The 14224-nt window shown below is 71.1% G+C and carries 12 protein-coding genes; 5 read left to right on the top strand and 7 right to left on the bottom strand.

Going from position 1 to position 14224, the window contains the following annotated elements; genetic code table 11:
* Positions 1–25: 25 nt before the first annotated feature.
* The gene (pgm, locus tag IE250_RS09800; protein ID WP_189669051.1) at positions 26–1723 is read right to left on the bottom strand and encodes a phosphoglucomutase (alpha-D-glucose-1,6-bisphosphate-dependent); all 1698 of its coding nucleotides are present in this window, start codon (positions 1721–1723) and stop codon (positions 26–28) included.
* Between the two features lie 79 nt (positions 1724–1802).
* Between pgm and IE250_RS09795 the strand changes: the two genes are divergently transcribed.
* Positions 1803–2138: a rhodanese-like domain-containing protein gene (locus tag IE250_RS09795; RefSeq protein WP_189669050.1), complete on the top strand. Its 336-nt coding sequence runs from the start codon at positions 1803–1805 to the stop codon at positions 2136–2138.
* A 3-nt stretch (positions 2139–2141) separates the two neighbouring features.
* Here IE250_RS09795 and IE250_RS09790 read toward each other — a convergent pair whose 3' ends face one another.
* Together IE250_RS09790 and IE250_RS09785 are read right to left on the bottom strand one after the other, a co-directional pair.
* Entirely contained in the window at positions 2142–3809 is a 1668-nt protein-coding gene (locus IE250_RS09790) for a glycoside hydrolase family 10-like protein (RefSeq protein WP_229872300.1), read from the bottom strand.
* Positions 3810–4079: 270 nt separating this feature from the next.
* Positions 4080–4388 (bottom strand): GNAT family N-acetyltransferase, encoded by a 309-nt coding sequence (locus IE250_RS09785; protein ID WP_189669049.1) that lies wholly within the window; start codon positions 4386–4388, stop codon positions 4080–4082.
* 142 nt (positions 4389–4530) lie between these two features.
* Between IE250_RS09785 and IE250_RS09780 the strand changes: the two genes are divergently transcribed.
* From IE250_RS09780 to IE250_RS09770, 3 genes are all read left to right on the top strand, one after another.
* Positions 4531–5748, top strand: coding sequence for an MFS transporter (locus tag IE250_RS09780; RefSeq protein ID WP_189669048.1), 1218 nt, complete (start codon positions 4531–4533; stop codon positions 5746–5748).
* A gap of 91 nt (positions 5749–5839) precedes the next feature.
* Positions 5840–6301, top strand: coding sequence for an NfeD C-terminal domain-containing protein (locus IE250_RS09775; RefSeq protein ID WP_189669047.1), 462 nt, complete (start codon positions 5840–5842; stop codon positions 6299–6301).
* A 99-nt stretch (positions 6302–6400) separates the two neighbouring features.
* Positions 6401–7870 carry a flotillin family protein gene (locus tag IE250_RS09770; RefSeq protein WP_189669046.1) on the top strand — a complete coding sequence of 490 codons (1470 nt, stop codon included), beginning with the start codon at positions 6401–6403 and terminating at the stop codon, positions 7868–7870.
* Between the two features lie 66 nt (positions 7871–7936).
* Here IE250_RS09770 and IE250_RS09765 read toward each other — a convergent pair whose 3' ends face one another.
* From IE250_RS09765 to IE250_RS09750, 4 genes are all read right to left on the bottom strand, one after another.
* Complete coding sequence (locus IE250_RS09765) at positions 7937–9247, bottom strand: MFS transporter (protein WP_189669045.1); 1311 nt, start codon at positions 9245–9247, stop codon at positions 7937–7939.
* Between the two features lie 302 nt (positions 9248–9549).
* A complete protein-coding gene (locus tag IE250_RS09760; RefSeq protein ID WP_189669044.1) occupies positions 9550–10611 on the bottom strand; it encodes a hypothetical protein in 1062 nt (353 codons plus the stop codon).
* Positions 10612–10692: 81 nt separating this feature from the next.
* Positions 10693–12033, bottom strand: a complete 1341-nt coding sequence (locus IE250_RS09755) for a hypothetical protein (RefSeq protein WP_189669043.1) — start codon at positions 12031–12033, stop codon at positions 10693–10695.
* Between the two features lie 217 nt (positions 12034–12250).
* A complete protein-coding gene (locus IE250_RS09750) occupies positions 12251–13453 on the bottom strand; it encodes a VIT1/CCC1 transporter family protein (protein WP_373301646.1) in 1203 nt (400 codons plus the stop codon).
* A gap of 154 nt (positions 13454–13607) precedes the next feature.
* Between IE250_RS09750 and IE250_RS09745 the strand changes: the two genes are divergently transcribed.
* Positions 13608–14216 carry a ribonuclease H family protein gene (locus IE250_RS09745; RefSeq protein ID WP_229872299.1) on the top strand — a complete coding sequence of 203 codons (609 nt, stop codon included), beginning with the start codon at positions 13608–13610 and terminating at the stop codon, positions 14214–14216.
* Positions 14217–14224 lie beyond the last annotated feature (8 nt).

Here is a 14224-nt window from a genome sequence, read left to right as displayed (position 1 = left end):
TCTCGACAGGCTCGACCAGCGAAGCTCAGGCGAGCGCCTCGTCGACCAGCGCCTTCGCGGCGGCCTGCACCTCGGTGAGGTGCTCGGCGGACACGAACGACTCCGCATAGATCTTGTAGACGTCCTCGGTTCCGCTCGGCCGGGCGGCGAACCACGCGTCGGCCGTCGTGACCTTGAGCCCGCCGATCTTCGCGCCGTTGCCAGGCGCCTCGGTGAGCGTCGCCGTGATGTCCTGCCCGGCGAGCGTCTTGGACGTGACGTCCGACGACGACAGCACGCCGAGACGAGCCTTCTGCTCCCGCGTGGCGGCGGCGTCGACGCGGGCGTACCAGCTCTCGCCGTACCGCTCGACCTGCGAGGTGTGGTGCTCCGACGGCGACCTGCCCGTCGTCGCCATGATCTCCGAGGCGAGCAGCGCGAGCAGGATCCCGTCCTTGTCGGTGGACCAGACGCGGCCGTCCTTGCGGAGGAACGACGCGCCCGCTGACTCCTCGCCGCCGAAACCCACCTCGCCCGAGAGCAGGCCAGGGACGAACCACTTGAAGCCGACCGGCACCTCCACGAGGCGCCGGTTCAGGCCGCCGGCCACCCGGTCGATGAGCGCGGACGACACGAGCGTCTTGCCGATCGCGGCGCCCGTTGGCCAGCTGGGACGCGCACCGCCGTAGAGGTACTCGATGGCCACGGCGAGGAAGTGGTTGGGGTTCATGAGGCCGTCGGCCGTGACGATGCCGTGCCGGTCGGAGTCGGCGTCGTTGCCGGTCGCGACGTCGAACGGCGCCTCGCCGGCCGCCCCCGCGTCGGGCCCGGTCATCTTCTCCACGAGCGATGCCATCGCGTACGGCGAGCTGCAGTCCATGCGGATCTTGCCGTCCCAGTCGAGCGTCATGAACGCCCAGCGGGGGTCGACCTGAGGGTTCACGACGGTGAGGTCGAGGTCGTACCGTTCGGCGATCGCGCCCCAGTACTCGACCGAAGCCCCGCCCAGCGGGTCAGCGCCGATGCGCACCCCGGACGTGCGGATGGCCTCCAGGTCGAGCACGCTCGCGAGGTCGTCCACGTACGAGGACAGGAAGTCGTGGCGGTGCGTGCTCTCGGCCGCGAGCGCCTCCTCGAGCTGCACCCGCTTCACCTGGCCGACGCCGGTGCGCAGGATCTCGTTGGCCCGGTCCGCGATCCACCCGGTCGCGTCGGAGTCAGCGGGGCCGCCGTGCGGCGGGTTGTACTTGAAGCCGCCGTCGCGCGGCGGGTTGTGCGACGGCGTCACCACTATCCCGTCCGCCAGGCCCGCCCCGGGCGCCGCCAGGCCGGGGGTCCCCTCGGCGAACCGCGTCTGGTTGTGCAGCAGGATCGACTGGCTGACGGCGGGCGTCGGCGTCCACGAGTCGCGCGCGTCGACCATCACGTCGACGTCGGCCGCGGCGAGCACCTCGAGCGCCGTCTGCCAGGCCGGGAGGGACAGCGCGTGCGTGTCCCGCCCGATGAACAGCGGGCCGTCCGTGCCCTGCCCGCGCCGGTACTCCACTATCGCGGCGGTCATCGCGACGATGTGGGCCTCGTTGAAGGCATGGTCCAGGCTCGACCCACGGTGGCCGGACGTGCCGAACACGACCTGCTGGCCGGGGTCGCCCGGGTCCGGCGATAGGTCGTAGTAGGCGCCGACCACCTGGTCGACGTCGATGAGGTCGCTGGGCTGGGCAGGGGTTCCGGCACGCGCATCCATGCAGCCGATACTGCCAGGTACCGGGCGGGTCCGTCGCCGTCAGCCATGACCTGGCCGACGTCGTCGTAGGCTGGAGCCCATGTTCCCGCCGATGTTGCCCGAGGTTCCCTCGGTTCACCCCAGCGAGCTCGACTCGACCTCCCCCGTCCCCGCCGGGTCCACGCTCCTGGACGTGCGCGAGCAGGACGAGTGGGAAGCCGGCCACGCCCCGGGCGCCGTTCACATCCCGCTGAGCGACCTGCCGGCGCGGTACGGCGAGCTCGACGCCGACACGCAGATCCTGGTCATGTGCCACTCCGGCGGCCGCTCGGCGCGGGCAACGCAGTGGCTCAACGACGCGGTGGGCTTCGAGGCGACGAACCTCGACGGCGGCATCATCGCATGGACGGGCGCGGGGCTCCCGGTCGAGCGCTGACGCCTACTCCGTGACACGCGGCTGGCTCGGGTCCGTCTCGTTCCAGACCCGGTCCAGCGCCGTGACGGCATAGGTGTAATCCGTGCCCGGCGCGGCCGAGGTATCGAGCCACGACTGGATCCGCCCGCCCGCGGACCGGAACGCCCCCACGAGGTTCGCCGGGTCGTTCGTGTCCACGGCGTCCGCGGCACCCGCCACGCGGTACACCGCGAACGACGTCGCCCTGGCGTCCCTGGTGCCGATGTCGGCGAGGTGGATCTTGACGCCGTCGGACACCCTGCGCGCCTTGGCGAGGACCGGGGTGACCACGGGCGCCGCCGGCAGGTGCGGCATGGGCGGCACCAGGGCGGGGTACTGGTAGTGGTCCTCGACCACCTTCGACATCGCGCCCTGCGGGTCAGCGGGCACGTGCACCGCTGAGTAGTAGACGTTGCCGTGGATCGGGCCGACGTCGCGGCTGACCTCGCGGCACAGGTCGAGGTGGTTCGTGAGCTCGTCCGGGTCGGTGAAGACCCCGCTCGTCGCCTTGTAGAGGGCCTCGCCGATGTAGAGCTGCGTGCCGGACTGCGCGGCGACCTCCGCCCACCACGGCACGAGGGCCGAGTAGTCGGCGACCGCGAGCCCGATCTGCCAGTAGATCTGCGGGTTGATGTAGTCGAGCCAGCCCTCGAGCACCCACTTGCGGGTGTCGGCGAACTGGTCGTCGTAGGACTCCGAGCCGCCCGTCTCCGAGCCCAGCGGGTCGGTGGAGGAGTTGCGCCAGATGCCGAACGGGCTGATCCCGAACTTGACCCAGGGCTTGGTCTCCTTGATGCGGCGGCTCATCGTCTCGACGAAGCGGTCCACGTTCCCGCGGCGCCAGTCCTCGATGGTGTCGAAGCCCTCGCCGTACTGCTCGTACGTCCCGGCGTCGGGCAGCGTCTGGCCGGCCACCGGGTACGGGTAGAAGTAGTCGTCGAAGTGCACGCCGTCGATGTCGTAGTTCTCGACCGCGTGCAGGATCGCCTGCTGGATGTGCTCCTGCGCCTCGGGGATGCCCGGGTCGAAGTAGAGCCTGCCGCCGTACGCCCACACCCAGTCCGGGTGCAGCCGCGCGGGGTGGTCCGGGACGAGCTGCACCGGGTCGGTCTGCATCGAGACGCGGTACGGGTTGAACCAGGCATGCAGCTCGATGTTGCGCTTGTGCGCCTCCTCGACCATGAACGCGAGCGGGTCGTAGCCCGGGTGCTGCCCCTGCGTGCCCATCAGGTACTGCGACCACGGCTCGTACGGGCTCTCGTAGAAGGCGTCGGCAGTGGGCCGGACCTGCACGAACACGGCGTTCAGCCGGTTCTCCTCCGCCACGTCGAGCCACTGCAGGAACTCGGCCTGCTGGGTGGCGGCGTCGAGGCCGCTCGTGGACGGCCAGTCGATGTTGACCACGGACGCGATCCACATGGCGCGCAGCTCGCGCTTGAGGTTCAGGTCCGACGCCGGCTCCGGCGTGGCGTTCCCCGTCATGGCCGGTGCGCCGAGCGCCGTGGCCGGGTCGAGGGCCGCGATGGTCACGCTGATCGCCGCAGCCGCAGTGCCCGCCGTCGCCATCGTGAGGAACTCACGGCGGCCGATGCCCGACATCACCCCTGACAACTTTGCCGGCGGAAGCGACGCCGTGCGCGCATAGGCGGGCATGGGTGTCGCCTCTTGGTGGGCGGGGTGCCTCACGTACTTGGCCTCCGGTACTGGCTGCTGGGGGTTGGTGCCGTGGTGCATCGTGTTGTGGTGTCACGTCGTCTTGCGTCGTGCTGCTGCTAAGTTGGCCGGCGCCGATCCGGGAACACTGAGGTGACGAACAATGCCACCGGGCGGCGCCGTGGGGAAACTCTCGCACATGTCGCCTTGGATGTGAAGTTTGCGGTGGGATAGAAGTTGTGAAACTTCTTTTCACACCGGTACGGCCCCTCAGTCCGCGGCTGGCTGCAGCAGCAGGCCGTCGTACTCGGGAGCGTGCTTGCGCACATAGCTGCGGATGAAGGGGCACACCGGCACGATCCTGTTGCCCGACTCGCGCACCATGCTGAGCGCCGACTTCGCGAGCTGCCCCGCCAGGCCGCGGCCCTCGTACTCAGGGAACACCTCGGTGTGCACGAAGATCACGGCACCCGGATCCTTCTCGTAGACGGCAAAGCCGGCCAGCGTGCCGTCGACGCTCACCTCGAACCGCGACTTCTCGGGGTTGTCGGTCACTGTCACCTGGGGTTCTTCGGTCATGGGCCCCATCGTGAGCCACCGAGCTGCCGAGTGTCACATCTGCTCATCTGCCCCCCGCCGCCCACTCGCCGCCCCGGGGACGGTGAGCCGGCTCCGCGGAAACAGGAGGACCAGTGTCAGTGGTCGATGGGACACTCGATCCGTGCCCCAGACCGCTGCTACACCCCGCTCCAACCCGTACGCGGCAGTACTCCGCACCCCGGGCGCACTCAGATTTTCCGCAGCCGGCGCGCTCGCCCGCCTCCCGATGTCGATGGTCGGGATCGGCGCCGTGCTCATGGTCCAGGGTCTCTACGACAGCTACGCGATGGCAGGCCGGGTCGCGGCGGTACTGGGGCTGGCCCAGGCGTTCCTCGCCCCGCAGATCGCACGCTGGGTGGACCGGCGCGGCCAGCGGACGGTACTGCTGCCGACCCTTGCCGTGTCCGCCGTCGGTCTAGGCGGCCTCATCACCGCGGCCGTGCTCGGAGCCCCCGAGTGGGTGCTGTGGCCGTTCGCCGCGATCGCCGGCGGGAGCCAGGGCTCGTACGGCTCCATGGTCCGCGCCCGGTGGAACCACGCGCTCGACGACCCGCGTCGCCTGCACACCGCGTACTCACTGGAGTCATCGATCGACGAGCTGGTCTTCATCGTGGGCCCGGTGCTCGCCACGACGCTCGCGACGGCCGTCGCGGCGCCGTCGGCCCTGGTGCTCGCCGGCCTCGCAACCGTGGTGGGCGGCCTCCTGTTCGTGGCGCAGCGCGCAACCGAGCCCCCAGTCGTCGTGCCGGACGCCGAGGTGCGGCACCGCCCGGTCATCCTCATCCCCGGCATGCCGGTGATGGTGCTCGTCTTCGTGGCGATGGGCATGATCTTCGGCTCGGTGGAGGTCACCACTGTGGCGTTCGCCGAGGAGCTGGGGAGCAAGGGCCTGTCCGGCGTGGTGCTCGCGGTGTTCGCGCTCGGCTCGATGGTCGCCGGCCTCGCCTACGGCGCCCGGCACTTCACCAGCCGGGCGTCGCGCCGCTTCGTCATCGGGATGGCGGCGTTCGGCCCCGGCGTGTCCCTGGTTCTCCTGGCGGACTCGCTGTGGATGCTGGCGATCGTGATGTTCGTTGCGGGGATGGCGATCGCGCCCACTGTCATCACGGGCAACGGCCTGGTGCAGGACATGGTCGGCAAGCACCAGCTCACCGAGGCGCTGGCGTGGGTGGGCACATCGATCGGCATGGGCGCCTCGCTCGGCGCGGCGGTCGCCGGGGCGCGCGTCGACACGGCGGGTGCGCACGCAGGCTTCCTGATCGCCGTCGGCGCGGCTTGGTTCGCCACGCTGCTGACCCTCGCCGCCAGCCGCACACTCCGGAGGCAGTCGGAGCGTTAGCGTCGAAAGAATTCACCCTTCTATCGCGCATGCAGCAAAAGGCTTCCTGATACGTTGCATCCGACTTTCCCAAATACGAATGGAACCCGAGATGCTCGTCTTCATCATCATCGGTCTTCTCGGGCTCGCGCTCGCACTCGCCTCACTCGTGCTCGGCGACTTCATCGACCTGGCCGACGGCGCCCTCTCGGGCACCACGCTGGGTGCAGGCGGGCTGCTGTTCGGCGCGACCGGCATGGTGGTGCTCTCCTCGGGGCTCCCACTGTGGGTGGCCTATCCGGCCGGTCTCGCGGTCGCCGTCCTGGTGATCATCATGGTCAACGTGCTGATCAGGCGCCTCAATGCCGGCAACGACGGCGCGCACGTCTCCCTGGTGGGCGTGCAGGGCACCGTGACGTCCGACGTGGACCGCGGGCACGGCGAGGTGTCCCTCGACGCGGCCACTGAGCTGGAGACCCGGCTCGCGTTCTCCGACGAGCCGATCGAGCAGGGCACCCGCATCGCCGTCGTCGAGCAGCACGGAGCGCGCGTAAAGGTCGAGCCGGTGCGCTGACGCTCGCCCTTGCCGCCGATCTCCCCCAACCCATCTATAACCGCATATCCGGCTGGGACCGCTGTCGGTCCGGCCGAAACCCCAACCCCAGGAGCCGACATGGAAACGACCGGACAACTGGTGGGCGTTATTGCCGTCGTGGCGGGCGTCCTCGCTGTTTTCCTCGTCCTAGCGTTCATTGCGAGCCGGATCCGGCGCGTGCCGCCGAACGAGGCGCTGATCATCGTGGGCCGCGGCGCGGGCAAGTCCGAGGCGCAGATGGCGAGCCAGCGCGTGGTGGTCGGCGGGCGGGCGTTCGTGTGGCCGGTGCTGCAGCAGGGCTTCGCGATCTCCCTGGAGCAGCGGCAGATCGGCATCACCGTCGAGGGTGTCGACAAGAACCGCATCAAGATCGCGATCAAGGCGTCGATCAACTTCAAGGTGCGCGGCGACGAGGAGGGCGTCCGGCGGGCGGCCCAGCGCTTCCTGTCCCAGCAGCACCTGCTGACCGAGATCATCAAGGAGTCGCTCGAGGGCTCGCTGCGGTCGATCGTCGGCGACATGACCATCGAGCAGATCATCTCGGACCGTAAGGGCCTGTCGGACCGCGTGGTGGAGTCCACCAAGACGGACCTCTCCGAGCAGGGCCTCCAGGTCGATCTGCTGAACATCTCCGACATCTCGACGCCGGGATCGGACTACCTCGCGAACCTCGGCCGCGCAGAGGCCGCCAACGCCCGGCAGCTCGCCGAGGTGTCGGAGGCGGAGGCCAACCGGGCCTCGGAGTTCGCCGTGATCGAGGCGGCCGAGCAGATCGCCGAGCGCCAGAAGGCCCTCGACCTCAAGAAGGCCACCATCAAGGCCGAGACGGACAGGGCGAACGCCGAGGCCGACGCCGCCGGCCAGCTCGCCCGTGCCGAGCAGGACCGCCTCGTGGCCCAGCAGGAGCGTGAGGCCATGGCCGAGAAGGCCCGCGTGGAGCAGGAGCGCCTCGACATCGAGGTCCGCAAGCCCGCCGAGGCCCAGGCCTACGCGGAGGTCCAGGGCGCCAACGCCCGCCGTGACGCCAACAACGCGGCCACGGAGGCCGAGGCGTTCAAGCGCACCACCATCGCCGAGGCGAACAAGACCGCCGCGCTGCAGGACGCCGAGGCCTCCGCCGAGTCGGTGCGCCGAGCCGGTGAGGCCGAGCGCGACAAGCAGGTGGCGCTGGCGGCCGGTATCGAGGCCGAGGGCCGGGCGCGGGCCATCGCCGTCGAGGCCGAGGGTCTCGCCGAGGCCACCGCTATCGACGCCAAGGCGGAGGCGCTGCGCAAGTACGGCGAGGCCGCTCTGGTGCAGGAGCTCATCGAGCGTCTGCCCGACATCGTCCGCGCCGCCGCCGAGCCGATCGCCTCGATCCAGGGCATGACCGTGATCTCCACCGACGGTGCCTCCGCGGTCACGAAGAATGTGGCGTCCGTGCTCGGCGAGGGCCAGGGCGTCATCAAGCAGCTCACCGGCGTGGACATCCACCAGCTCATCTCGAACCTCGCGGGCCCGACGAACGGCTCCAGCTCCGGCTCCACCGACGTCACCAAGAAGGACTGACACCCGCCCGTTGGTCGAGCTTGTCGCAACCTGTCCTCGACAAGCTCGACCGGCGGGCCACAGTGCTCAGGGCTCCGGGTGCCGCGAGTCGTACCGCCAGAACCGAGGCGTCAGCCGGACGATCACCCAGAGCAGCACCACGCAGGTGAGCCCGCCGGCGACGGCCGCCCAGCCCTCGCCGAACCACGTCGCCTCGGCGCCGAGGACCATCTCCCCGAGGCGCGGCCCTCCGGCCACCACCACGATGAACACTCCCTGCAGCCGGCCGCGCATGTGATCGGGGGTCGCGGTCTGCAGGATGCTCTGCCGGAACACGGACGAGACGCTGTCGGAGCCTCCAGCGAACGCGAGCGCGATCCCGGCCGCGACGATCGCCCAGACGATCGCCCCGTCCGGTGAGCCTCGGCCCACCAGCACGAGGACCATCCCGAAGGCGGCGATCGACACGCCCCACGCGGTGATCGCCCAGATGATCACCTGCCCCTGCCTGCGCATGCGCGTCAGCCCGCCGGAGAACACGCCCGCGAGGATGCCGCCGGTCGCGAAGGCCGCGGCGAGCACGCCCGTCGTCGTCTCGCCACCGCCGAGGTAGATGACGCCGGCCGCGGGCCACAGGACGCGCGGGAAGGACAGGACCATGGCGCAGATATCGACGAGAAACGTGGTGCGCACGTTGGGCTGGGTGGTGAGGTAGCGCAGGCCGTCCAGGACGGACCGCAGCCCGACGGCGCCGACTCGGCCCCTGCCGGTCCGGCTGACGCCGTCGACGGCGCTGCCCTCCGGCGGCACGGGCGGCAGCCGGAACACGGCCCAGAGAGCCGCAAGGAACAGCACCATGTCAAGCGTGTAGGCCCAGGCGTAGCCGAGCTGGGCCACCAGCAGCGCGCCGATCAGCGGCCCGCCGGTCATCGCGACGTTCCACGAGAGCGTCGTCAGCGCGTTGGCCGCGGGCATGAGCTCCTTGGGGAGCAGGCGCGGGACGATCGCCGAACGGGCCGGGTTGTTGATCGCGAACGCCGCGCTCTGCACGGCGACCAGCCCGTACAGCAGCTCGACCGACTCGAGCTCGAACCAGGCCTGCGCGGCGATGCCCGCCACGACCACCCACAGCACCAGCGACGACACGAGCGACACCGTGCGGCGGTCGTAGTGGTCCACGAGCGCCCCGCCGTACAGACCGAGCGCCACCAGCGGGACCAGCGTGAACAGCCCCAGCACGCCCACAGCGAGAGTGGAACCGGTCAGCGCGTAGACCTGCAGGCCCACCGCGACGATGGTCACCTGCGTGCCGATGTTCGAGATCGACAGGCCGAACCACAGGCGCCGGTAGTCGGACGACACCTTCAGCGGCGTCGTGTCGGCGAGCAGATGGCGCATGGTGCTCCGATCGTAGGCCCGGTTCGACGCCCGACCGGGTACCTCCGATGTGGCGTACGCCGCGTACGACAGAGCGGGCGCCCAGGTCACCCCCAGATGTCCTGAGCCCCCGCTCTGTCCGGTCCCGGTCCGGGGGCCGGGGCGCCCCCCAGCGGCGCCCCGACCCTCGAACCTGCCGACCCGGGGGCCGGGGCGCCCCCCAGCGGCGCCCCGACCCTCGGACCTGCCGACCCGGGACTTATGCGGCCCTCAGCCACGATCCACCTTGATGGCTCGCGACCAGGACCGAGCCCGGGTCGTTGTCAACCGTCGATGCGTGAAGAAACCACGATCCGACGGCGACGCGTGCGGAGCACCGCGAGGCCCAGCCCCAGGAGGAGCGAGACCAGCGCGAGCTGCCCCGTGATCAGGGGGCCCGTCTGGGCAAGGGTTTCGCCGGGGACAACCACCGGCGCCGCTTGCCCATCGAGCCCAGTCAAAGTGCCGCGGAGGCCGTCACTGAAGCCGCCGGGCAGGATCGTTCCGTCGTAGGCGGCCGGAACCACGTCCGCCTTGTCGCCCCAGCTGAGGTCGACGCCTCCGACGGGGAGGTCTTGGTCGGCATCCGGGCCGTCGGCGGACTCACCAGCGTCGGCCGGGTCATCGGAATCAGGCACAGCGGCGGTGTCATAGCCGGCGGTGGTGTAACCAGGAGCGCCGACGGCGGCGGCACCGGTGCGGCCGGTCATCGCGACGCCGCGCGTCTCCCCGCCGCGAGTCTGGAATCCAGGACCATTGGCTCCCGGGCGATCGGCTCCCGGACCACCGCTCCCAGGGCTGCCCGCACCCGGACCGTCGGTTCCGGGTTCGACGACGCCGGGGTCAGTACCCGGCTCACCCGCTCCCGGCTCACCCGCTCCCGGCTCACCCGTTCCCGGCTGATCCGTTCCCAGCTGATCCGGCCCCGGCTGATCCGGCCCCGGGACCTCGATATCGGTCGGCAGGACGCCCTCCAGGAGGTCGTCGACCAGACTTTCCGCGCCCTGCGTCCCGTCGACGACCCAGGTGACGTCAGCGCGCGCAAGAGATCCGAGAACGCCAAGCAGGGCTGCGTCGTCGGCGAAGTCGTCGTCTAGGTTCGGTGCGCCCTCGGCCGGTCCATCCCCGGCCGTCGCGTCGACTCCCTTGCCCGGCTGCGGTGCGTCAGCGACGACAGCATCGAGCGCGCTGCCTGCAGCAGCAGCTCCCTCGACCCCGTCCGTGACCCCCTGTGTGACTGGATCCAGGAGACCTTCCTCGGCGGCGTACGCCGAAGAGGCGTCGACGACCACGAGGCCGCCTGCAACAAGCGCGATGTACAGCGCCCGTCGGAAGTTCTTGTCCAAAGATCTCTCCCTGCCTGGCGTGGAGCCGACGGCAGATTCGCCGTCGGGTCGTGCCGCGCGCGTTGGCGCGGCGCAACCACGTCAGGCAGGAGAGACAGGGATATCCGTGTAGCTGCTGGACAGCTTGGCGCGCGACTCGTCGGTCGACACTCGCCAGGAGTGGGCTCGGAAGAGCAGGAGGGCCGCGAGCACCGCGAGGAGCTCGCCGCCGCCCGGTACCTTCAGCTGCGGCGCACCGCCGCCCAGGAGGGCGCCGGCGCCCGCGGCGACAGCGTTCCCCACGCCACCGGCGGCGAGCGGGAGGCCCGCGCCGAGGAGGCCTGGACCGCTCGCGTTGACGACGCCCGCCGTCGCGGCGCTCAGCGCCCGCGCGGTGTCCGCGGCCGTCGGGCCCACGGGGGCGTTCGCCAGCATCAGGTCGAGCATCGAGTGCCGGACGGCTGAGGTCCAGACCACGACGCCCGCGGCGTCACCGGAGGCCTGCAGCGACCCCGGGTACGTCGGCTCGATGTGCTCCTCGACCGGCTCGGTCGGGAGCACCGTCGCGGGCCCGTCCGGCAACAGGCCGCCGGGCAGCGGGGCGAGCGGCTCCACGACCGGGTCGAGCGCCTCACCCACGGGGGCGACCACGTCGACGACAGGGACGAGCACCGGAGCAAGGGCGTCTTTGACCGGAGCCGTCGCCGGCTCGAGGTCCTGCAGGATCGGGGCGGCCACGCCGCCCACGACGTCGGTCACCGGAGCGACGACGTCGACCACGGGAGCCAGCAGACCGCCGGTCACCGGGGCCAGCGGCTCGGTCACCGAGTCGAGCACCGGCGCCAGCGGCGAGACGACCTCTTCGACGAGGCCCGTCGCGGGGGCGAGCTGCTCACCAAGAGGCTCGGTCACCGGTGTCAGGGTCTTGCCCACCTGCTCCGTGACAGGCTCGAGCACGGGGTCGGAGACCTGCTCGACGACCTCGGCGGCCTGTGCCACGGGCTTCTCGGTGACCTCCGTGACCATCTCGCCCACGGGCTCCGTCACCGCTGTCCGGACCGGCTTCGTCACCGGCTCGAGCGGGCCGTCGGAGACCGACGACACCGCACCCTCGACGGTCTTCGTCACGGGCTCGGACGCGGGAGCCGCGGACTCCGGCGCGATCGGCTCCAACTCGTTGCCGACTGCCTGAGTCCGATCGACCGTGGTCAGCCCGAGCGTGCCCGTCGTCTTCGCGACGGTGCCGACGGTCACCTCCACCGTGTCGCTGACGAGCGAGGCGAGCGGCCCACCTTCGGCAGCACTCGATTCGGCAGCACTCGAAGGGGTGGCGAGTGCGACGCCGAGCGCGAGGCCCGCGGCGCCGAGCGCGAAGGTTCCGACGGCACGCGCGACGAGGCGACGGAGGGTGTCCCCCGTGCTCAGCCGCGCGTACTTCGACATCGGTCTCCCGCTCTCCGGCTCCGAGTGAGCCGGCAGAAATGTACACAGCAAATCTGCGGGCGGTCCCGGAGATCGGCAACTACATACCTGCGGTTTGCGGATCGAGAATATTGTGCTTGGGGCCCGGCTATGTCGGAAGAGGCCGTACATCTCGGGCATTCATGGTCAATACGGGCCATTTTTCGCCGCCAAAGAACCGTGGGTGAACTTCCCCGGGTCAGCCCACCGTGGCGCCGAAAACCAGCCCGAGCACGTATGTGACGACCGCCGCGCCGAGTCCGATGGCGATCTGGCGCAGCGCCCTGGTGAGCGGAGACGTCCCCGACAGCAGGCCGACGACGGCGCCTGTGACCAGGAGCGCGAGACCGACGAGCGCGGTCGCTGCGACCACCGCCACGAGCCCGTCCAGCCCGAACAGGTAGGGCAGCACGGGGACCACGGCGCCGGACGCGAAGAAGCAGAAGGAAGAGACCGCCGCGCCCCACGCGGTTCCGTGCGTCTCCAGATCATCGCCGCCGGCAACATCGTCGACGCCGGCCGCCGACCCGCGACTCGAGTCCTGCAGGATCGGGCCGCGGGACTCCGTGGAAGGGACAGCGAGCCGAGCGAGCACGGCGTCGGCGTGCGCCGTCGCCTCCTCGCTGCTCATCCCCCGCGCCCGATAGACGAGCGCGAGCTCGTTCGTGTCGACGTCGAGGTGCGGCAGGGCGGCGTCGGCGTCCGGCGACGGCGACGACGCCTCGAGCAGCTCCCGCTGCGAGCGCACCGACACGAACTCGCCGGCGGCCATCGAGAGCGCACCCGCGAGGAGGCCCGCGAGCCCGGTCAGCAGCACCGTGCTGGTCGCCACGCCGGAGGCGCCGATCCCGAGCACGAGCGCGAGGTTCGACACGAGCCCGTCGTTCGCGCCGAACACCGCGGCGCGGAACGTGCCCGACAGCCGGTTCCGGCCACGGGTCGCCAGCGCGCGCACCACCTCTTCGTGGATCTGCTCGTCGGCCGCCATGGTCACGGTGGCGTCGGCGTCGTGCGCGTACGACGAGCGGGCCTCCGCCCGCTGCGCGAGCGCCAGCACGAAGACGCCGCCGAAGCGGCGGGCGAGGAACCCGAGCGCGCGGGTCCGGAGGTCGCCCCGCACCGGCGCGCCGACGTCGGGACCCAGGAGGTCGAGCCAGTGTGACTCGTGCCGCTTCTCCGCACGCGCGAGCGCGAGCAGGATCTCGCGCTCCTCGCCCGTGCGCCGGCCCGCGAGGTCGCGGTAGACCGCGGCCTCGGCTCGCTCGTCGGCGAGCAGCCGCCGCCACCGCCGGATGTCGGAGCGCGTGCGACGGCGGGACGGGTGGAGCTCCTGCGCGCGTTCGGCAGGCGTGGGCGTGCTGCCGGACGAGCGAGGAGCCGGGTCGGACGAGGGGTGAGGCACACCGTCATCATGCCCACGGAACGCCGGGCGTGGGTTTCGTGGCGCCCGGGCCCGGGTTTCGCCGTACCGAACTCTCCGCGACACCTTCAGCCGCCGACTCCCGGCGTCCCGTTCCCCGGCCTGCCGTCCGGGTTCTCGGGCAGAAGGATGCACAATGGACGCCGTGATCATCGTCAGCACGCACGGGTCGGCCGCACCCAGCGGCGCGATCGGATGGGCGTGGATCAACCACGCGGGCGGGCAGTTCGACTCGGGCGGCGCGGCCCAGGGCAACGACCAGGTCGCCGCACTCTCAGCCCTGCTCCGCGCGATCGAGGCGCACCCCGGCAGCGAGCCGCTGCTCGTGGAGTCCAGCTCGCAGTACGCCATCCGGTCCGTGTCGGAGTGGTCCGAGGGGTGGAAGCGCAACGACTGGCGCTCCCCGTCCGGCGACCCCGTCCCGAACCTCGACCTGGTGCAGGGCATCGACAGCGCGGTCGCGGAGCGCACCGGTCCCGTCCGGTTCCACTGGGTACGCGGTCACGTGGGCAACCCGTACAACGAGCGGGTCGACCAGCTCGCCGGCTTCGCCGCAGAGGAGTGGGCTGCGGGGCGCGGCGGCGTCGGCGAGATGCTCGTGCCCGACGCCGGGATGATCCCCGACGCCGAGCTGCGCGGCGGCGGCTTCACAGTGGAGGCACGGGAGGTCGCCCCGCCTCTGACGCCGCCGGCCCCGGTCGGGACCGGGGCCGGGCGGACGTGGGTGTCAGGCACCCTCTTCTGAGAGCTGTG

This window comes from Promicromonospora soli (genome assembly GCF_014653785.1).
Lineage (GTDB): Bacteria > Actinomycetota > Actinomycetes > Actinomycetales > Cellulomonadaceae > Promicromonospora > Promicromonospora soli.
This window is presented reverse-complemented; position numbering and strand designations above follow the sequence as displayed.